19 protein-coding genes are annotated in these 18,844 nt (G+C 39.0%); 6 read left to right on the top strand and 13 right to left on the bottom strand.

Annotated elements, in window-relative coordinates:
- Window positions 1-55: 55 nt before the first annotated feature.
- Entirely contained in the window at window positions 56-1,048 is a 993-nt protein-coding gene (locus F4694_RS02310) for an ABC transporter substrate-binding protein (RefSeq protein ID WP_179595281.1), read from the top strand.
- Window positions 1,049-1,263: 215 nt separating this feature from the next.
- Here the strand turns inward: F4694_RS02310 and F4694_RS02305 are convergent, their stop codons facing one another.
- Together F4694_RS02305 and F4694_RS02300 are read right to left on the bottom strand one after the other, a co-directional pair.
- Window positions 1,264-2,433: an FtsW/RodA/SpoVE family cell cycle protein gene (locus F4694_RS02305; protein WP_179595280.1), complete on the bottom strand. Its 1,170-nt coding sequence runs from the start codon at window positions 2,431-2,433 to the stop codon at window positions 1,264-1,266.
- 130 nt (window positions 2,434-2,563) lie between these two features.
- The gene (locus tag F4694_RS02300) at window positions 2,564-3,343 is read right to left on the bottom strand and encodes a DUF4931 domain-containing protein (RefSeq protein ID WP_179595279.1); all 780 of its coding nucleotides are present in this window, start codon (window positions 3,341-3,343) and stop codon (window positions 2,564-2,566) included.
- A 421-nt stretch (window positions 3,344-3,764) separates the two neighbouring features.
- On the opposite strand from F4694_RS02300, the gene F4694_RS02295 reads away from it, so the two are divergent.
- Window positions 3,765-4,547 carry an undecaprenyl-diphosphate phosphatase gene (locus tag F4694_RS02295; protein ID WP_179595278.1) on the top strand — a complete coding sequence of 261 codons (783 nt, stop codon included), beginning with the start codon at window positions 3,765-3,767 and terminating at the stop codon, window positions 4,545-4,547.
- Between the two features lie 349 nt (window positions 4,548-4,896).
- Here F4694_RS02295 and F4694_RS02290 read toward each other — a convergent pair whose 3' ends face one another.
- Window positions 4,897-5,559: an FMN-dependent NADH-azoreductase gene (locus tag F4694_RS02290; protein ID WP_179595277.1), complete on the bottom strand. Its 663-nt coding sequence runs from the start codon at window positions 5,557-5,559 to the stop codon at window positions 4,897-4,899.
- Window positions 5,560-5,800: 241 nt separating this feature from the next.
- On the opposite strand from F4694_RS02290, the gene F4694_RS02285 reads away from it, so the two are divergent.
- From F4694_RS02285 to F4694_RS02270, 4 genes are read left to right on the top strand one after another with little or no spacing between them, the layout of a single operon-like run.
- Window positions 5,801-6,739, top strand: a complete 939-nt coding sequence (locus tag F4694_RS02285) for a substrate-binding domain-containing protein (RefSeq protein ID WP_179595276.1) — start codon at window positions 5,801-5,803, stop codon at window positions 6,737-6,739.
- Window positions 6,733-7,587, top strand: a complete 855-nt coding sequence (locus F4694_RS02280) for an ABC transporter substrate-binding protein (RefSeq protein ID WP_179595275.1) — start codon at window positions 6,733-6,735, stop codon at window positions 7,585-7,587. The genes F4694_RS02285 and F4694_RS02280 overlap by 7 nt, the downstream gene beginning before the upstream one ends.
- 23 nt (window positions 7,588-7,610) lie before the next feature.
- A complete protein-coding gene (locus F4694_RS02275) occupies window positions 7,611-8,309 on the top strand; it encodes an ABC transporter permease (RefSeq protein WP_179595274.1) in 699 nt (232 codons plus the stop codon).
- The gene (locus F4694_RS02270; protein ID WP_179595273.1) at window positions 8,306-9,079 is read left to right on the top strand and encodes an ABC transporter ATP-binding protein; all 774 of its coding nucleotides are present in this window, start codon (window positions 8,306-8,308) and stop codon (window positions 9,077-9,079) included. Before F4694_RS02275 ends, F4694_RS02270 begins: the two co-directional genes overlap by 4 nt.
- Before the next feature lie 43 nt (window positions 9,080-9,122).
- On the opposite strand, the gene F4694_RS02265 is transcribed toward F4694_RS02270, so the two are convergent.
- The 10 genes from F4694_RS02265 to nadE all read right to left on the bottom strand — a co-directional run bounded on the left by F4694_RS02265 (window position 9,123) and on the right by nadE (window position 18,837).
- A complete protein-coding gene (locus F4694_RS02265; protein ID WP_179595272.1) occupies window positions 9,123-10,499 on the bottom strand; it encodes a HAMP domain-containing sensor histidine kinase in 1,377 nt (458 codons plus the stop codon).
- A complete protein-coding gene (locus F4694_RS02260) occupies window positions 10,477-11,187 on the bottom strand; it encodes a response regulator transcription factor (protein WP_179595271.1) in 711 nt (236 codons plus the stop codon). The genes F4694_RS02265 and F4694_RS02260 overlap by 23 nt, the downstream gene beginning before the upstream one ends.
- A gap of 284 nt (window positions 11,188-11,471) precedes the next feature.
- Window positions 11,472-12,983: a flotillin family protein gene (locus F4694_RS02255; RefSeq protein WP_179595270.1), complete on the bottom strand. Its 1,512-nt coding sequence runs from the start codon at window positions 12,981-12,983 to the stop codon at window positions 11,472-11,474.
- A 13-nt stretch (window positions 12,984-12,996) separates the two neighbouring features.
- Window positions 12,997-13,530 (bottom strand): NfeD family protein, encoded by a 534-nt coding sequence (locus F4694_RS02250; RefSeq protein WP_179595269.1) that lies wholly within the window; start codon window positions 13,528-13,530, stop codon window positions 12,997-12,999.
- A gap of 121 nt (window positions 13,531-13,651) precedes the next feature.
- Window positions 13,652-14,386, bottom strand: coding sequence for an amino acid ABC transporter ATP-binding protein (locus F4694_RS02245; RefSeq protein WP_179595268.1), 735 nt, complete (start codon window positions 14,384-14,386; stop codon window positions 13,652-13,654).
- A gap of 20 nt (window positions 14,387-14,406) precedes the next feature.
- Entirely contained in the window at window positions 14,407-15,102 is a 696-nt protein-coding gene (locus tag F4694_RS02240) for an amino acid ABC transporter permease (protein WP_179595267.1), read from the bottom strand.
- The gene (locus F4694_RS02235; protein ID WP_179595266.1) at window positions 15,089-15,922 is read right to left on the bottom strand and encodes an amino acid ABC transporter substrate-binding protein; all 834 of its coding nucleotides are present in this window, start codon (window positions 15,920-15,922) and stop codon (window positions 15,089-15,091) included. Before F4694_RS02235 ends, F4694_RS02240 begins: the two co-directional genes overlap by 14 nt.
- 118 nt (window positions 15,923-16,040) lie before the next feature.
- The gene (locus tag F4694_RS02230) at window positions 16,041-17,468 is read right to left on the bottom strand and encodes an amino acid permease (RefSeq protein WP_179595265.1); all 1,428 of its coding nucleotides are present in this window, start codon (window positions 17,466-17,468) and stop codon (window positions 16,041-16,043) included.
- 151 nt (window positions 17,469-17,619) lie between these two features.
- On the bottom strand, window positions 17,620-17,925 hold the full coding sequence (locus F4694_RS02225) for a hypothetical protein (protein ID WP_179595264.1): 306 nt from the start codon (window positions 17,923-17,925) through the stop codon (window positions 17,620-17,622).
- A 96-nt stretch (window positions 17,926-18,021) separates the two neighbouring features.
- Entirely contained in the window at window positions 18,022-18,837 is an 816-nt protein-coding gene (gene nadE, locus F4694_RS02220) for an ammonia-dependent NAD(+) synthetase (protein ID WP_179595263.1), read from the bottom strand.
- Between the last annotated feature and the right edge of the window lie 7 nt (window positions 18,838-18,844).

The raw sequence follows: 18,844 nt of genomic DNA, 5'->3' as shown, positions 1-18,844 counted from the left end.
TTTGTAAATGAAAATGATTATCATTAACAATAAGATTATTTGGGGGTTACATAAGATGAAAGGTTTTAAAAATTTATTTGCAGTCATTTCATTAATGGCTATTTTCCTTCTTGCTGCCTGCGGAAATACGGAAGAAAAACCGGCTACACAAGATGAAAACGACACTAAAACAGAAGACACTAGCTATACAGTAGAACATGCAATGGGGTCAACTACATTAGAAAAAACGCCTAAAAAAGTTGTTATTTTAACCAATGAAGGTACTGAAGCTTTACTTGCACTTGGAATTAAGCCAGTTGGTGCTGTTCAATCTTGGCTTGGAGATCCGTGGTATGATCATATTAAAGAGGATATGGACGGTGTTGAAGTTGTTGGCGTTGAGAGCGAAGTGAATTTAGAGAAGATCGCTACGCTTAAACCGGATTTAATTATCGGAAACAAGCTTCGTCAAGAAGCAGTTTACAGCCAATTAAGCACAATTGCTCCTACTGTATTTTCCGAAACCCTTAGAGGTGATTGGAAAGAAAACTTTAAACTATACGCAAAAGCTTTAAACCTAGAAGAAAAAGGGAACGAAGTACTTACTGATTTTGATAACCACGTTGCAGACTTGAAAGAGAAACTTGGTGATAAAGTAAATCAAGAAGTATCGGTTGTCCGTTTTATGGCTGGAAAGTCTCGTATTTATTATACTGATTCTTTCTCTGGTATTATATTTGATCAAGTTGGTTTAAAACGAGCTTCGCAACAGGCAGAGCTTTTTACTCCTGATAACAAGCTGGGTAACCTTGCTATCGAAGTTGGAAAAGAAGTTATTCCGAAAATGGACGGTGACATTCTTTTCTATTTCACATATGCTCCTAAAGGTGATCAAGTTGCCTTAGATACAGCGAAAGAATGGACAAATGATCCACTTTGGAAAAATTTAAATGCTGTAAAAAATGGCAAAGCCTACGAAGTTAGTGATGCTACTTGGAATACTGCCGGCGGCGTCCTTGCTGCAAATATCATGTTGGATGATCTTGAAAAAATCATGCTAGAAAAATAAAAGAATACTACTCCAATAAAATAGAATGAAAAAAGAACGAGGCTGCCATGACCTCGTTCTTTTTTATCCTTATGTTGTTGCAGTGAACAAGAACTTTATATATTGATAGCGAAGGTGAATATCAAACCGTTGCTACATTGCAGCAAATTACGATTCATTTATTCATTTTCAACATGAAGTCAGCTTGATTGATAAACGGTGCGCTGCCATCTTTGTTAATCCGTTGTTGAAAACATGTATTTTTTATAATGGTATCTGATTGAGAAGATTAATCCCAGCCCAAGCATATTCCCCATTAATGAACTTCCTCCATAGCTGATAAACGGTAATGGAATACCCGTTATCGGCAGCACTCCAATTGTCATCCCGATATTTTGGAATACATGGAAAGTAATCATACTGATAACTCCCACGCAAATATACGTATAAAAATTGTTCTTCGTCTCCATACCAACCTTGGTAATATGATAAATCAACAAGAAAAATAAACTTACGAGCACACTCGCACCAATAAAACCATACTCTTCGCCGACGACACTAAAGATAAAATCGGTATGGCTTTCAGGTAAATATACTTCTCTATTCCCGTAACCTTTACCACCCGTTTGCCCTGAGCCGATAGCTAAGAGTGACCGTGTCAGCTGGTACCCTGCTGAGCTTTGAAAATTATAAGGATCCAGCCAAGAGTAGATCCGACTGAATTGATACTGTTTCACACCTAAATATTTTTCAAGAACCTCTGGCTTCAACAATACAAAATAAAAAATAACTGAAATAAGTGCCGTTCCAACTGAAAAGATTGGAACTAGTAATTTCCATGTAATGCCGGAAATAAAAATCATCCCTAATAGAATAGCGATAAATACGAGCGAAGTTCCTAAATCTTGCTTAATAATTAGGATTAATGGAACCATCGTGACCATTCCGAGTTTTATTAATAGCCAAAAGTCAGAGGAGATTGTTTTAACTGGATTCTTTTGGTGATGATCCTCAATTACTTTTGCTAGGGCTACGATAATAAAGATTTTGACAAACTCTGACGGCTGAAGTGACCCAATTCCAGGTACCTTAAACCAGTTTTTTGCCCCATTGATTACAGGTGCAATGCTTTCTGGCGCTATGATTAAAAAAACCAGCAACATTATTCCTACACCGTAAGCATACCACGCCAACTTTTTTAATTGGTCGGAGTCGAGCCTAATGACGGCAGCAATAATTCCGCAGCCAATTCCATAAAAGATGATTTGCTTTATAAGGAAGTTACTGTCATATTGACCACTTGCCTGCGCACTATAAATCGATAAGCAGCTGGCCAAAAATAATAAAAGTAAAATAAAAACAAGACTATAATCAAGTTTTGAAGTTGTATTTTTAGATGATGTCATCATTCACACTCCTTTATAACAAAGCTTCAAAAAGGAACTTGTACATTATCTCATTATATTTTTTTAATCGAAAAAGTACAACGTTTAAAGTGTGAATGGGTTAAATTACTACAAAAGGAAAAGGAAGCTTCTAGATTTGGCGGCTTCCTTTTGTAAAATATTTACTTTTAATATCATCGACCATCCAATGTAAATTATTCGGCACCTGGGGAATCCCATAGCCGATATAAAGTGGAGTAGTTACGAATCGGGGAACAATTTTCACGTATATTCTTCTATTATAATGGTGAAAGAAAAGATTGTAACTGCTTGCTTTAAATGGAAAGTTGTTAAGAATATAATGTACTGCATTTTGAAGATAAACTCCAAAGGTTTCATTATAACTAGAGTCATCCATATCAATATTAAATTCATAAAAGCCTACCTTCGGTTTTGTCGACAAAGTCAATGTGACCCCGTCTTTTTCTTCTATCGTAATCCCCTCAAACACTTCTTCAGATATGTTTTCCTTATAGTTAATATCATGTAGGCCAATGATTTGCATATGAGGATGCGCGATGGTCCCCCCGGACAACGGGCCATGATTTTTGAAAAAAATGACCGATTCATAATTTCCGGTTTTATCTAAATCAAGCCAATTTCTTATCGCAAACTGTAAGAGTCGATGGAGAAAGGGAAGCTCATAGGTAGATAATTCACCATGACAATCATCTGTTTCAATCAAAACCGTTTGGTAGGCATTTTCTAGAACAGGATATTTATTTTTCAAAAGTATAATTGGTCCATCCACTTCAATGAGATCGATCAACTCTTCCCGCGCACAAAAAGGGCACGGTTGCTGTTTATTTCTGATACTTTCTGGTTTCTTCACTCCGATAGATGTATTGAAATGTAGATGGTGATTTTTCAAAAGTGCAGCTCCTCTCCAAAATACTTACTTCTATTTTATGGGAGATTTCACCCCTTTTGCACTATTTTTGCCTTGGTAATATATAAAAATTTGGCTTAATATAAGCAAATTCCTAATATTTGCACTCTGTTGATTGGAGCGGAAGGCACGTAGACTCCTCGAAAATGCAATCGCATTTTCTTCGTGCGTGGGCGGATTCAAGGAAGCAAATTCAAAGTCCTGCGGGAGGACGGGGCTGGGGAGACCCCACAGACGCTATAAGCGTCGAGGAGGCTCCCCGGACCGCCCGCGGAAAGCGAAGTGCCTGGAGCGGAAATCAACAGACAAGTTTAAAACGGAAAAAATTTCTTGCTTATTTGCTGAGTAACGTGCATATCTTTACTATGTACATGCTCTTATGGTGCAGAAAGAGAGGTTAAATATGTTAAGCAAATTAGAAGCACTCATATTAGGAATTATTCAAGGATTAACTGAATTTTTACCCATTAGCTCTACAGGACATTTATATTTAGGAAGGAATTTATTTGGTTTACAAGAAGCTGGTTTATTACTTGATACCATGCTTCATGTCGGTACCCTGCTCGCCGTTTTTATCTTCTATAAGGACGAGTTTGTTAAGATTATTAAAAATCCGTTTAGCAAACTCACCTTTCTGTTAATCGTCGGAACCATTCCAGCTGTCGTGATTGGTTTGCTTTTTAAAGACTATTTTGAGGAAATATCGAAGACCGGAGTTACGATTGGCTGGGAATTTTTAGTCACTGGATTATTTCTGTGGATTGCTGATTCCGCAAAAAATGGCTATAAGAAAATGGATGATATTAGTTATACCGATGCCCTAATCATTGGCTCCTTTCAGGCAGCGGCTATTTTCCCGGCTATTTCACGCTCAGGTTTCACGATTGTGGCTGCATTATGGAGGAAGCTAGATCGCGAAACGGCAGCATACTTTTCTTTTCTCCTATCTACACCTGCTATTGCGGGGGCTGTTGTGCTGCAATCATTGGATTTATTCGGAGGTGCAGGTGAGGAAATCTCTCTATCTGCGTTAATTGTTGGTATTGCCTCTTCTGCATTATTCGGATATGTTGCAGTGAAGTGGATGATTGGATTTTTAAAGAAACATTCTTTAAAACCGTTCGCTATTTATGTCTGGGTTCTAGGTTTTGCGGTGTTATTTTTTCAATTTACAGGAAAGTTCTAACGTAAAAAAATGCGGCTCGATATTCGAGTCGCATTTTTTTATTGGCTGTGTTAAATTGGCTGTTGACTTGCGCTCCACTAAGGAATGCTTCGTAGAATAATCACCGCAGGGACAGGCTGTCTTTGCCTGTCCCGAGGCGCTATGCTTTCCGCTGGCTCGCCCGTGAGCCTCCTCGGTCGTTCCGACCTGCGGGGTCTCACTCAGCTCGTTCATCCCGCAGGACTTTGAATTTACTTCCTCGAATAATCACCGCACGAAGAAAATGCGATAGCATTTTCGAGGATCAAGCGCCTTCCGCTCCAGTCAACAGGTTCTAAAATCAACAGTCTCCTTTAACACAGCCATTATATTATACTGTAACTTTTTCTTTTGCCATTTCTCTTGCGGCTTCGATGACTTGTTCTTTTGCCTTTGCCATAATTTCTGGTACTTGCTTTGGAAAGTGATCCATTCCTTCAGCGAACACCGTTGGCATAACTTCCATTCCTAAGAAGCCGAGTACTTTTGTTAGGAAACGATCGCCGAATTCAAATTCAACCATTGGTCCCGTTGAGTAAATACCACCGCGCGTTTGAATATGAAGTACCTTTCGGTTTGTGAGCAGCCCTTTTGCCCCTTCATGTGTATTAACAAATGTTTTGTTCACGATAAATAAATTATCAAGGAAAGCTTTTAAAATAGCTGGCGATCCAAAATTCCAAATTGGAGTAACAAACACATAATAGTCAGCTGCAATAAAGCGGTCGGCCAGTGCATGCATTGCAGTGATTTGTTTTTGCTCACCTTCTGTTAATTCATCAAAAGTCTTGCCCATGAAGGATAATTTAGCACGTGCATATAACAAATCCATATCAATTTGCGGGATATCCATATCGTATAAATGCATATGTTCTATTTCAACATCAGGCTTTTGTTGTTTAAATTCTTCTAAAAAGGCCTCACCTAGCTGCATACCTTTCGAAAGCTTTATATCATTTTTTGGGTTAACGGTAATATATAGAAGCTTTGCCATCTGATCCCCATCCCTTTATATAAATTTCTATCTATCCATATAGTACAACAAACTTCATTGTTCACTGATGAACAAAAAGTGAAGTTTATGAATTTAGTGTGAACACTTCGATTTCATGTTAACAAAACGTGTCAATTCTAAATAAAACACAACAAAACTTAACGAAACTTAACAAAACTCACACAAATCATAGTATATTTGAAATATATATTTTATTTACGGATAGAGAGGTGGCATACGGATGGATGGAAAGGCTTACACACCTGATGAGGTGGCTCAACTATTCCAAATCTCAAAACATACGGTTTATGAATTGATTAAGCGAGGTGAATTACAGGCATTTAAGGTTGGCAACAAAATGAGAATCGAGCACTCAGAGATTGAAAGATATAAAGAAAGTACAAAAGCCCCTGCGAAAAAAATTCAGGTTGAGCAGATGGATACACATGCTTCTTCACCAATCCGGCTATCCGGCAGTCATGACTTTCTTGTAGAACATTTTGTAAAACAAACCTCAAAAGATTTACAGCAGCAAATCCAGCCCACTTACATAGGCAGCCTTGAAGGATTGATGATGCTGTACCGTGGTCAATCGGATATCGCAGCAATCCATCTCTTAGATCCTGCGTCACAAGAATACAATTTACCTTTTATTCATCAGCTCTTTGTACATGAGTCTATCTCGGTTGTTCGATTTGTCTCAAGAGAGCAAGGCTTTATCGTAGCAAAGGGAAATCCAAAAGGTATCTCTGACTTTAATGACCTGGTTCAAAAAAATGTTCAGTTTGTTAATCGTCAAAAAGGTGCTGGGACTAGATTTCTTTTTGACTCAATGCTTTCGAAGCATGGAATTACTCCAATTGAAATAAATGGTTATTCAACGGAAGAATGGAACCACTTATCGACTGCTTCATATATAAGCAGAGGTATGGCAGATGTGGCGTTTGGAATTCAATCTGCCGCAAGCCATTTAGGACTCGATTTCATACCTGTTGCTAAGGAACAGTTTGATCTTGTGTTCCGTTTTACCAATGAAAACAAACAGAAACTTACAGATCTAATCCATTATCTTCAGTCCCCTGGATTTAAAAGCAGCTTAACCGATTTAGAAGGATATGGTATTCAAGATTTAGGTACTATCATCTATCAAACTAGTAAACTGGAGGAAACAAGATGTTAAGAAATCGTTTGCTTGCTACATTATTTGTATTCATGCTCCTTTTCCTAGCAGCTTGTGGTAATACCACCACTGACCAAGCTGACGAAAAAGAGAAAAAGGCAGAACCGACTGATTTAATTTTAGCGACTACTACTAGTACACAAGACAGCGGCTTATTAGATGTATTACTGCCAATCTTTGAAGAAGAAAACAATGTAAAAGTAAAAACAATTGCAGTTGGTACAGGACAAGCATTAGAAATGGGCACAAAAGGTGAAGCTGATGTCCTTTTAGTTCATGCTCCTAAATCGGAGGAAGAACTGGTTACAAGCGGTGATGCGATTAATCGTAAACGCGTCATGTACAATGATTTTATTTTAGTTGGACCCAAAGATAACCCAGCGAGTGTAAACGGCGAGGACATTAACGCAGCATTCAAAACAATCTCTGATAGTAAAGCCAATTTTGTAACCCGCGGTGATGATTCTGGTACACATAAAAAAGAATTAGGAATATGGACAGCGGTGAATATCCAGCCTGCTGGCGACACTTATATTTCAACTGGTCAAGGCATGGGTGCTTCATTACAAATTGCTAATGAAAAGAATGGTTATATTTTAACTGACCGTGCCACATGGTTAGCACAAGAAAAGAATTTAACAAATCTCCAAATCATTGTTGAAGGCGGCAAAGACTTAATGAATATTTACCATGTCATGCAGGTAAATCCGGAAAAACACGATATGGTTAACAGTAAGGACGCAGAAAAATTTGTAGATTTTATGGTTAGTAGTGAAACTCAGAATGTTATTGAAAGCTTTGGTAAGAAAGATTACGGACAATCATTATTCTTTAAATACACTGAATAGGACAAACGAAAGGGTGCAATGGTATGGAACTAATTATCGATGGCTTTAGAAAAGCGATAGAGATGATTCTCACTGGCGATCGAGAGATTCTCGAAATCACTTGGCTGACTCTAAGAGTTTGTTTTATGGCCATCTTTATTAGTTCCCTTATTGGTTTGCCTCTTGGGATGTTACTTGGGCTGACCCGATTTAAAGGCAGAAAAATCATCCTTACATTCATCAATATCGGTATGGGGCTGCCACCTGTGGTTGCCGGATTATGGATTTCCATGCTTTTATGGCGCTCTGGTCCACTTGGTCATTTACACTTGCTGTATTCTCCAACTGCAATCGTTATGGCACAAGTGCTGGTTTCATTACCAATCGTCACAGGTTTAACGAGCTCCGCCTTTCAACAAATCAGTGAAAAAATGCTTTTACAAATAAAAGCTTTGGGTGCAACCAAGATACAAACCATCCTAATCCTTTTAAAACAAACTAAAATCGCCATCGTCGCTGCGATTATGGCAGGCTTTGGACGGGTAATTGCTGAGGTTGGTGCGGCAATGATGGTAGGCGGAAATATACAAGGGGATACCCGAATTTTAACCACTTCGATTGTAATGGAAGTTTCAAAGGGTAATTTCGATGTAGCGCTTGCGATTTCCTTCATATTATTGACGGTTGCTTTATTGATAACGGCGGCCTTAACACTCCTGCAGCAAAGGAAGCGAGTATCATGAATCCATTGATTGAGCTTAAAAACATTACCTATCAAGCCCATAATAAAAACATCCTCTCCATACCTGATTTTCAGATTCAAGATGGTGATTTCCTTGGAATCATGGGGCCAAATGGTGCAGGGAAAAGTACATTGTTAAAAGTAATGGCTTTGCTTGACAGCCCAAATCGTGGTGAAATACTCTACCGCGGGCAGGAAATAGCTAATGGAATACCCTCCCTTGACCTGCGGAGAAAATTCTCAGTTGCCTTGCAGCAATCACTACTTTTAGAAGGTACCGTTTATCAAAATATTGCGATTGGCTTAAAGCTAAGAAAAGTACCAAAATCAGTAATCAAAGAGAAAGTAAATGTTTGGATGGAGCAGTTTCAAATCAGCCATCTTGCGAAAAAAAATGCCCACTTCCTTTCAGGCGGTGAGGCACAACGGGTCAACCTCGCACGTGCCATGATTGTTGAACCAGAAATTCTTTTTCTTGATGAACCCTTTTCGGCATTGGATTTTCCAACCAAAATAAAATTAATGGATGACTTTAAAGCGATTATCAATAGTGCGGGAACGACCACCGTTTTCGTAAGTCATGATTTGATGGAAATCAATTATCTAACGAATCACCTTGCCATTATTGTGAATGGTGAAGTAAAGCAATATGGACCTACTCAAAGGGTTTTAGGATCTCCCAATTCGGTCACTTCTCCCTTTCTTAATGAATGGAAGAAGTTTTATCCAATGAGCTTCAAACAGGAAAAGCCGCTATCCCTAATGAGATAGCGGCCGTTTTGTCTAGCTTCAGCTTAGGCGCTTCCGCTTTTTTTTAATCATCTTCTACCGGAAACCATAAAATGATGCTTGTCCCCTTATTAATTCGGCTTTTTACTTTAATCATTCCTTTATGAGCTTCCATTAAGGCTTTCACAATCGAAAGACCAATTCCAGCGCCTCCTGTTTTTCGATCACGCGACTTATCACCACGGTAAAAGCGTTCAAAAATATGGGGAATATCATCCTCTGTCATACCAGAACCTTCATCCTCAATTTTAAAACCAACGCATCCTTCTTTTTCAGTTAATATAGATATCGTTACATTCTTTCCTTCTGGCGTATACTTTAGGGCATTGTTTAGTACATTAGAGAGAATTTGCATTAAGCGGTCTTTATCAGCTTGGAAAATGAGTTCTTGATCAGGCTCTTCGATATGAAGATGCACACCCTTCTGCTTAAACAGTGGTACAAACATTTCCCATAATGCGGCTAGTACACTGCCAGCCTCTACCTCTACCTTTTCCAATTTAATTTGTGGATTTTCGGCAGCAAGCAGCTTTTCAAGTTCATTCACTAGCCTTACTAGTCGCATCAGCTCTTCATGACTGGATTGTAATCGTGCTGGTGTGGGCTCCCATATTCCGTCCTGGTAGGCTTCGATTTGACTTCTTAAAGTAGCCAGTGGTGTCCGGAGTTCATGGGCTAAATCACCCGTAAACTGTTTTCTTAACATTTCCCCCTTTGCCAATGATTCTGCTAGATTATTAAAGGAAATCGCTAGCTGCTTAACCTCTGTAGGTAACCCAGTCAGAGGAATTCGGATAGAAAGATTATGCTGCTGGAGCTCATTTGCGGCAAAGGATACTTTATTTAATCCAGAGATTAATTTTTTTGAAAATAACATACTAAATAGAATCGATAACAGAATCGTCAAACAAACAGCCGCATAAATGTATAACTGAATCGTTTGTAAAAAATTATACTCATCGTCAATTAAGCCTATTGGGTAAATGGCTACTAATTTACCAATCACTTTATTATTTGCTCTTAGCGTATAGGAAGCAGAATGCCACTCCTCATTATTGGGTTCCGGTTCGGTCAATCCAAGACTGTTTAAATAGCCTACAATATTAGAGGTCCCCATTTGCAGTTGACCCCGGTTATCATACAAATCGAAGTAAAGCTGATCAGTCATCGCATGCTCATGGAGAAAGCCAAAAACTGGATCTCTCGTAAAATGGCCATTTTTCTGATAGCCCTTTTCAATCTCTGTAATGATTCTATCAATCTTTTTTTCTCTGTTACGATCTAGATATTTCGTAAAGCTCTCCTCAAATCCCCACTGCATAAAAAAGCTGACAAAGAGGATCCCGATCATCGAGCTTAGTAATAAATAAAAGAGAATTCTAGACCGCAGTGTTTGAAACATCTAGTACCCCTCCAAATTTATAACCCATGCCAAATACGGTCAGGATAAACGTTGGCTGTCTTGAATCTAATTCGATTTTTTTTCGAAGATTTTTGATATGTGTATCGACACTGCGCTCGTAGCCTTCGTAATACATTCCTTCATCCTGAATTTTTTCGAGTAAGTCCATCCGGCTGTATACCCTTCCCGGATTAAGTGCCATATTGGTTAGCAGCTTATATTCAATCGGCGTCAAAATAACATCCTGCCCTTTAACAGTTACTTCTTTTTTACTTAGGTCAATTGCCAGTTGTTTATGATTAAACTCAATTCGTTCTACTTTTTCTGTTTTCTTTACTCTTCTTAGGATAGCTTGGACCCGTACAACCACTTCCCGCGGGCTAAACGGCTTCGTTAAATAATCATCTGCACCCATAACAATCCCGTTAATGCGATCATCTTCCGCGGATTTTGCTGTCAGCATTAGGATTGGAACATCTGATTCTTTTCTTACTAACCGGCATACCTCTTCGCCAGATATATCCGGAAGCATTAAATCTAATATAATCAAATCTGGATTTATTGTTTTCGCCTTTTTCAAGGCATCAATTCCGTTATCCGCACAATAAATTTCATAGCCTTCTCTCTCGAGATAGGCTTCGAGGACTTCTATAATTCTTTTTTCATCATCAACGAGCAGTATTTTCATCGTAATCACTCCCCTTAACTATAATATATCATGTCGGGGAATGGCTTTTTTCATCTTCACAAATTCATCACAAGTTCTTCATAACATCTACAATATTTATCGATAAGATGTACCTGTAGCAATGAAAGAGGTCATAATCTCTCTTAGGTTTTTACATGGTATTAACCAACTTGCTCTCCCAAATTTTAATCTCTCTTTTTTTACATACGGGTGCCCAAGGGGTATCCTATTTTTTTTTGATAAAAAAAATCCCTATCAAATTTTGATAAGGATTTTTACTGCTATTATTCTGCTTTTTTCATGGTGTCTGTCAGTTCTTCAATACTGCGTTTTACATTGCCTTTTCCTGAATAGTTCTCGATTAATTCTTTTACGTCGATTCCGCTCGAGGCTTTTAAAGACTCCTGAAGTGTGGCCATGAGATTTGTTGCATAGCCGGTAATTTTATTGGCTCCGCCATTCTCACTTGAACCACCGGTATCTACTACGGTAATTTTATCAATATTTGCAAGCGGGCTTGCTACCTGCTTCGCATATTCAGGAAGCATTTTGATAATCATATCTAAGATGGCCGCTTGACCAAATTGCTCGAACGCTTCTGCAATCTTTTCCTTCGCTTCTGCTTCTGCCAAACCTTTCAGACGAATAATCTCTGCCTCGGCTGTACCTTGAGCCTTTTGGGCTTCAGCTTTGGACAAACCATCTAATCGAACACGTTCTGCTTCTGCTTTTGCCATTGCTTCTATACGATATTTATTCGCTTCAGCATCTGCAATTTGTTTTGCCTTATTTGCTGCTGCAGCCTGCTCGACTGAGTATCGATCCGCATCGGCTTTTTTCTTTACTTCAGAATCGTATTGACGTTCGCGGCGCAAAATTTCTTTTTCTTCTAGTTCAATCTGCTTTTGTCTTTCTATAATTTTAACTTGCATTTCCTGCTCTGTTACTTCCTGCTTCGCCCTTGCACTTTCCAATTCATATGCCATGTCAGCCCGTGCTTTTGCACTATCTTGTTCACGCCGGAATTCGGCAACCTTTAGTTGATTAACTTTCTCTGCTTCAGCAATTTCAGTTGCACGCTCTAATTCAGAACGCTTTGCTTCCTTTGCAGCTTCTGCTCTTTTAATCCTAGTTTCTTTATCAGCTTCAGCTGTTGCAATATCTGCGTCACGTTTCACTTGGGCAATTCTAGGTTTACCAAGGGAATCCAGATATCCGTTTTTATCGCGAACATCCCTAATTGTAAAGGAAACGATGACTAATCCCATTTTCGCCAGGTCCTGAGAGGCAACTCTTTGAACCTCTTGCGAGAATTTATCACGGTTTTTATATATTTCTTCTACCGTCATAGAACCAAGGATGGAACGTAAGTGACCCTCAAGAACTTCTTTGGCTTCATTCTCTCGGTCTTCCTTAGCCTTACCAAGGAATTGTTCCGCAGCCGTGGCAATTTCACTAATCGAGCCGCCAATTTTTATGATCGCAACTCCATCTGCCATAACGGGTACGCCTTGCTCTGTATATACTTCAGGTGTGGTTACCTCAAGCTTGCTTGAAAGCAGGCTAAGCGGTTTTGCCTGTTGAAAGACCGGTAAAATGAAGCTTCCTCCGCCGCGAATGATTTTGATTTTGTTGCCTGATTCATCCACATGGACACTGCCATTTCCTAAGAAACTTCCCGTCACAATTAGCGCCTCATCCGGTCCAGCAGTCCGATACTTCGTGATAAAAACACCGATTAACGCGATTAAAATAAATGCAACAATCCCAATAACAATCCAAAAACTTAATTCCATCTAACCAACCTCCCTATAATAAATAATTCTCTATCTCTTGATGAGAGCTAACTTGAAGCACCCCATCTTTTATATCAACCACAAGTACATTTGTGCCGTTCGCAATCTCAACACGATCAAAACTTGTGGCTGGTTTTGCAATTCTGCCGCTAATACTTTCAATCATCACTTCTCCATACCCATTCGCAGGAATCGCTGTAATTACGGTTCCGATCCTGCCTCTTAAATCACTTTCTTTGTAGACTAGTGACTCTTCGGCATTCGACAATGGGATAAGAACAAATACATTTAAAAAAGTAACAAGGATAAGAGCTAAAACTGCTGATATTGCTAAGATTGCCAAGTAATGAAACGCGGAAAGCTTCTCGAATAAATATCCGCTTGCTGAAAAAATAGTGACGAAAGCAAAGATGATCACCGGATTTAGAAAATCTGGTCCGTCAAAATGAACAACATCTGAAAAGAATACATACAAAATGGTCAAAATACCTGAACCAATTAATCCATATAAATAAATTGTTTCTAATGGCAGGTTGAATACTTCCATCGGCACCACTCCCTTCGTTATGTATGTAACTTTACTACGAGTAAAAACTGGAAAAGTTTCACTTTTCTACCTAAATTTTACCTAAATGACAAAAAAAGCACTATGACTTTTGCCATAGTACTTACTGAATCATATTTAAGAACTTCCTTGTTCGGTCTTCTTTTGGATTGGTAAAGATAATTTCCGGTCTGTTCCTTTCTACCACGACACCTTGATCCATAAAAATAACCTCATCTGCAGCCTCTCTTGCGAAACGCATTTCGTGTGTTACCACAATCATCGTCATTCCCTCGTTTGCAAGGTCCTTCATTACTTTTAAAACTTCACCTACCAGCTCAGGGTCTAGGGCTGAAGTCGGTTCATCAAACAGCATTACCTTTGGCTCCATTGCTAATGCCCTGGCAATTCCAACCCTTTGCTGCTGCCCGCCTGAGAGCTGCGCAGGGTAAAAATCGACTTTATCCTCCAGACCAACCTTTTCTAATAAGGCTTGCGCCTTTTTTCGAGCGTGATCTTTATTCTCATTTTTTACAATTACCGGTCCCTCCATCACATTTCCTAGAGCGGTTTTATGAGGGAATAAATTATAGCTTTGAAAAACCATTCCTGTTAAGCGGCGAAAGGAGGCAATGTTTTTTTTCGGTACAGTGCCCGAGAAATCAAGAGTGTTTCCCTCAATCGAAATGATACCTTTAGTTGGTGTTTCTAATACATTTAAGCAGCGAAGCATGGTGGTTTTTCCAGAGCCAGAAGGCCCAATAATAACTACTACATTCCCTTTTTCTACCTCTAAGTCTATCCCTTTTAGAACCTCTAAATTACCGAATTGCTTATACAATCCTTGAATGGAAATCATGTAGATTAGCCTCCCTTCTATTACACGTATCGGTCGAGTTTCTTTTCAAATACTTGCTGGATAATGGAAAGGATAAAGCAAATAACCCAATAAATCAGCGCCGCCTCAGAATACACTAATAAAAATTCATAATTGCTTGCCGCGATTTCTTGGGCTTTGCGAAACATCTCGGATACAAGCACTAGGGAAGCAAGGGAAGTGTCCTTCACTAGACTAATAAATGAATTTGAAAGTGGAGGAATCGAAACTCTTGCTGCCTGAGGCAGGATGATTCGTCTTAACACTTGGGAATAACTCATTCCAATAGAATAACCTGCCTCCCACTGCCCTTTAGGAGTGGAAAGAATCGCAGCGCGTATAATTTCAGACGTGTACGCACCGACACTCAATGAAAAACCAATTATAGCCGCTATATAGGAATCGATAATGATTCCGATATTCGGAAGACCATAAAAAATAATAAAAAGCTGTACTAATAACGGTGTTCCACGAATCGCTGAAACATAGACTCTTGCAATCATCTGAAAGACCTTCACATGAGAGATACGAGCTAGCGCAGTTAAAATCGCTAATATCAAACCAACAATAAACGTTATGATGGTTAACGGGATTGTATAAAAAATAGCCCCTTTCAGAAGGGGCAGAAAGGAACTTTGAGCTATATCCATCAATCGTGCTGTTCGCTCCGGGTCAGTAAAAATACTATTTAAGTACATCTTCACCAAACCATTTCTCTGAGATTTTTTTGTATGTGCCATCTTCAACCATTTCTGTTAGGGCTTTATTGACCTCAGCTACGAGCTTATCGCTTCCTTTTCTAAACATAAGCCCGCTAGCGGATGCGTCTTCGCTTGTTGCAGCAATTTTTATTGGCGCCTCTGGTCTTTGTTTTGTATAATCTAAAAACGATATTCGATCGTTGATTGTTACATCAACACGTTTAGAAGCAAGTAGTTCAACAGACTGAGTAAAGCCTTCCACGCTAACTAAATTGGCACCATTTTTTTTGGCCAAATCCCCATAGTTGCTTGTCAGCGACTGTGCAGCATTTAAGCCTTTGATGTCCGCAAAATTCTTTACTTCATTATTGTCCTTATGCACAATCAGTACGGCCGCAGAAGTAATATATGGATCGGAAAAATCGTATTTTTTCTGACGGTCAGGGCGGATTCCAACCTGGTTTGCAATCATATCAAACCGCTTTGCATCGAGTCCCGCAAAAATAGCATCCCACTGTGTTTCTTTGAACTCAGGATCTACCCCTAAACGTTTTGCAACCTCTGTCGCAATCTCAACATCAAATCCGGTTAGATTTCCACTCTCATCATGAAAAGTAAATGGAGCATATGTACCTTCTGTCCCAATTAACAGCTTCCCATCATCCTTAACTTTAGCTAATAAATCTTGATCCTCAGTCTTTTCTGCGGTCTTAGGTTCTTCCTTTTTATCTTCCTTTGCTTTATCATCTTTACCGCAAGCGGAAAGAATCAATAGAGTGCTGAAAAAAAGGACAAAAATAAACGTGAGTTTCTTCATAACAGTTACCTCCTATATAAGTTCTTGGAGAAGCCAATACAATATAATATTATCGTTCCCATAAGATTCATAAAAATGTAAAACACCTGCCAGAAAGACAGGTGTTTTACATTTTTTATTAAGCTGACAATAATTCTTTTCGTTCTTTCTCTGCAGCCTGCTTTTTCTTAAGCGGACCATAAAAGAAAATTCCGCTGGATAAAAGCACAATTCCTAATATAAAGGTCTTTAGGTCAGCAGTTCCTGATATAATGACCCATCCGGAATAGATGGTCGCAACCATTGCAATGACACCGTCTATCATTCTTGACTTTGAATTGTTGTAGGAATCACCTTTAATAACTAATTTTAACTGATATACTGAGGCGATAAAATACGGTACTAAATAGGCTAACGTTGCAATGATAATAATAAAATCAAAAGCCCCCGAAATTGACTTCGATACAGTTGAAAAGATAAAGATTTGTGCGATACCGTTTGTTAAAATAAGCGAAAAGATCGGCAGACCTTTTTTGTTTTCTTTTAAGAAAGCAGGAAGAAATAATCCTTGCTTTGCAGCTTGATAAGGTACTTCAGCACTTAACATGACCCAGCCAATCGTGGAACCAAATAAGCTGACTAAGCCAATCGCTGCTAACACTTTTCCACCCATCGGTCCCATTACAGTTTGAATGGCGTCAATTAATGGCTTTTCGGAATTTATAAGTGTATGTTGGTCCAACATCCCCATCACGAGTGTACTAATCCCAATATAAATACCTAGAGCGATGAATAGACCGACAATGGTGGCACGTTTTACATCGATTTTCCTCTTTGCACGGGATGCAAACACAACAGCAGACTCTAATCCACAGAATGCCCATAGTGTCACCAACGCTGCATTGTTAACTTGTGACATTATACCAAATGTTTGGCCAGAATCACTGATCCTCGTGTCAACCATTGGCATAATATTAGTCTTATCAAAGGCAAATAGTCCAACAACGATAAATAGTAAAAATCCTGCCACTTTTGCAGCTGTCGCAGCTAGATTTAATTTCCCAGCACTTTCTAAGCCGCGTAATATAATAAAATGTGTACCCCATAATAGAACAGAACAAACAATAAAGGTTAAACCATTACCAACTTTCAGCGTATAACCGCCAATTGTAAACCAATTAGCCTGACTAGTTAAGATAGGAAAAAAGGTTGATAAGTACCCGGCAAACGTTGTAATAATCGCAACATTACCAGCAACATTACCAATCCAGTAACCCCATGATGCCATAAAGCCTGAAAGTATCGATGCCCCCGAACCTGGTTTAAAAAGCTCCTTCGCATAAATTTGCGGGCCGCCTGTTAAATTCGGTTTGCGAATAGCCAAGTTACCGAAAACAAGTGCAATCATTAGTACACCAATTCCAGTAAGTAACCAAGCTAAAATAACTCCACCTGGGCTTGCTGCCTCGGATAATGAGCGTGGAAGCATAAAAATTCCTGAACCAACCATATTTCCAACGACTAGTGCCGTTAATATCCAAAAACCTAATGTATTTGAATTTCCCACGATGTAACCTCCTAGCGAGTAATGCGGATTGAACGAATAATTATTATATTAACGTAATAATAATACGAGCCACAATCAACACAGTCAATGGAAAATATATCACGCAATAGTATTAAATATAAAAAAATAGCAAGGTAATCCTTTGCGTTGATTACATTACTATTTTGAAATTCTTATTTTCTTCTGGTAGGTTTTGCTTTTGATTGACCCTGCAGGGAGATACTCCCGTCATGTCCATTGCCGTTCCTAGTATAACATCCTGACCAAATTCGTCAACAGACGGTTTTATGGAAATTAACAGAACTTTTTCCTGACAAACCATTTCAAAGGTGAGGCGATCTTGAAGTTTCTTCGTTAGTTGACAATAATCATAAATAGATGCACCGAAGGTAGGAAGGACTTCGGATATTGGTCTTTTCGTGATTTCTTCCTGATCATCACTAATTCTTTGCAGCAATTCACCATCTATAAAACCAGCCTGCCAAAATAATCGGAGAAATTATATCATTTTTATGAATTTTAAAATAAAAAAAGAAGGGTATCGTCCCTTCTCTTACTTCCACCAGTGGTCAAACATGGTTGCTGGCAGCTGGCGTTTATGTTCTGTAACCTGATAACGTTGTTCTATTTTTTCTGCAATTTCTTTTGAAACAGGTTTACCTTCCAAGTAATCATCAATGTCATCATATGTTATCCCTAATTCTGTCTCATCTGCTTGACCTGGTTTCTTATCAAGTAAATCGGCAGTAGGTACTTTTAAATAAAGCTGTTCTTCTGCACCAAGCTCCTTTAGCAAAGCTTTACCTTGACGTTTTGTTAGTCCGCTTAACGGCAGGACATCTGCTCCACCATCGCCATATTTAGTATAGAATCCTGTAACCGCCTCTGCCGCATGGTCTGTACCGATAACAAGCAGACCTTCCATACCGCCAAAGGCATATTGCGCAATCATTCTCATTCTCGCCTTTACGTTTCCTTTATGGTAATCACTTAATGGCTCTCCACTTGTAACCGCATTATATTCTGCTTCTACACCATCGACGGCACCTTTTACGTTAAAAGTATACTCACGATCTGGGCGGATGAAATTCATCGCACGGACTGCGTCTGCTTCATCCTGCTGAACCCCATAAGGTAAACGAACAGCAATAAATAATGCATCATTTCCTTCTTGACGAAATTCTTCGACTGCCAATTGTACAAGTCGGCCCGCTAGCGTGGAATCCTGCCCTCCGCTAATTCCCAGTACGTACCCTTTTGCCTTTGTTTTTAACAAGTAGTTTTTTAAGAAGTCAATTCTATTTCGGATCTCTTCCTTTGGATTAATCTCGGATTTCACATTTAAAGCCTGGATAATTGAGCTTTGCATATGTTGA

Source organism: Neobacillus driksii, from assembly GCF_013409995.1.
Lineage (GTDB): Bacteria > Bacillota > Bacilli > Bacillales > Cytobacillaceae > Neobacillus > Neobacillus driksii.
This window is presented reverse-complemented; position numbering and strand designations above follow the sequence as displayed.

Excerpts from the sequence above, each read along its gene's own strand:
- F4694_RS02235 (WP_179595266.1), bottom strand. The coding sequence starts at position 15,922 with ATGAAGAAACTCACGTTTATTTTTGTCCTTTTTTTCAGCACTCTATTG.
- F4694_RS02295 (WP_179595278.1), top strand. The coding sequence starts at position 3,765 with ATGTTAAGCAAATTAGAAGCACTCATATTAGGAATTATTCAAGGATTA.
- F4694_RS02290 (WP_179595277.1), bottom strand. The coding sequence starts at position 5,559 with ATGGCAAAGCTTCTATATATTACCGTTAACCCAAAAAATGATATAAAG.
- F4694_RS02260 (WP_179595271.1), bottom strand. The coding sequence starts at position 11,187 with ATGAAAATACTGCTCGTTGATGATGAAAAAAGAATTATAGAAGTCCTC.
- F4694_RS02240 (WP_179595267.1), bottom strand. The coding sequence starts at position 15,102 with ATGTACTTAAATAGTATTTTTACTGACCCGGAGCGAACAGCACGATTG.
- F4694_RS02270 (WP_179595273.1), top strand. The coding sequence starts at position 8,306 with ATGAATCCATTGATTGAGCTTAAAAACATTACCTATCAAGCCCATAAT.
- F4694_RS02245 (WP_179595268.1), bottom strand. The coding sequence starts at position 14,386 with ATGATTTCCATTCAAGGATTGTATAAGCAATTCGGTAATTTAGAGGTT.
- F4694_RS02275 (WP_179595274.1), top strand. The coding sequence starts at position 7,611 with ATGGAACTAATTATCGATGGCTTTAGAAAAGCGATAGAGATGATTCTC.
- F4694_RS02255 (WP_179595270.1), bottom strand. The coding sequence starts at position 12,983 with ATGGAATTAAGTTTTTGGATTGTTATTGGGATTGTTGCATTTATTTTA.
- F4694_RS02285 (WP_179595276.1), top strand. The coding sequence starts at position 5,801 with ATGGATGGAAAGGCTTACACACCTGATGAGGTGGCTCAACTATTCCAA.
- F4694_RS02265 (WP_179595272.1), bottom strand. The coding sequence starts at position 10,499 with ATGTTTCAAACACTGCGGTCTAGAATTCTCTTTTATTTATTACTAAGC.
- nadE (WP_179595263.1), bottom strand. The coding sequence starts at position 18,837 with ATGCAAAGCTCAATTATCCAGGCTTTAAATGTGAAATCCGAGATTAAT.
- F4694_RS02250 (WP_179595269.1), bottom strand. The coding sequence starts at position 13,530 with ATGGAAGTATTCAACCTGCCATTAGAAACAATTTATTTATATGGATTA.
- F4694_RS02280 (WP_179595275.1), top strand. The coding sequence starts at position 6,733 with ATGTTAAGAAATCGTTTGCTTGCTACATTATTTGTATTCATGCTCCTT.
- F4694_RS02310 (WP_179595281.1), top strand. The coding sequence starts at position 56 with ATGAAAGGTTTTAAAAATTTATTTGCAGTCATTTCATTAATGGCTATT.
- F4694_RS02305 (WP_179595280.1), bottom strand. The coding sequence starts at position 2,433 with ATGACATCATCTAAAAATACAACTTCAAAACTTGATTATAGTCTTGTT.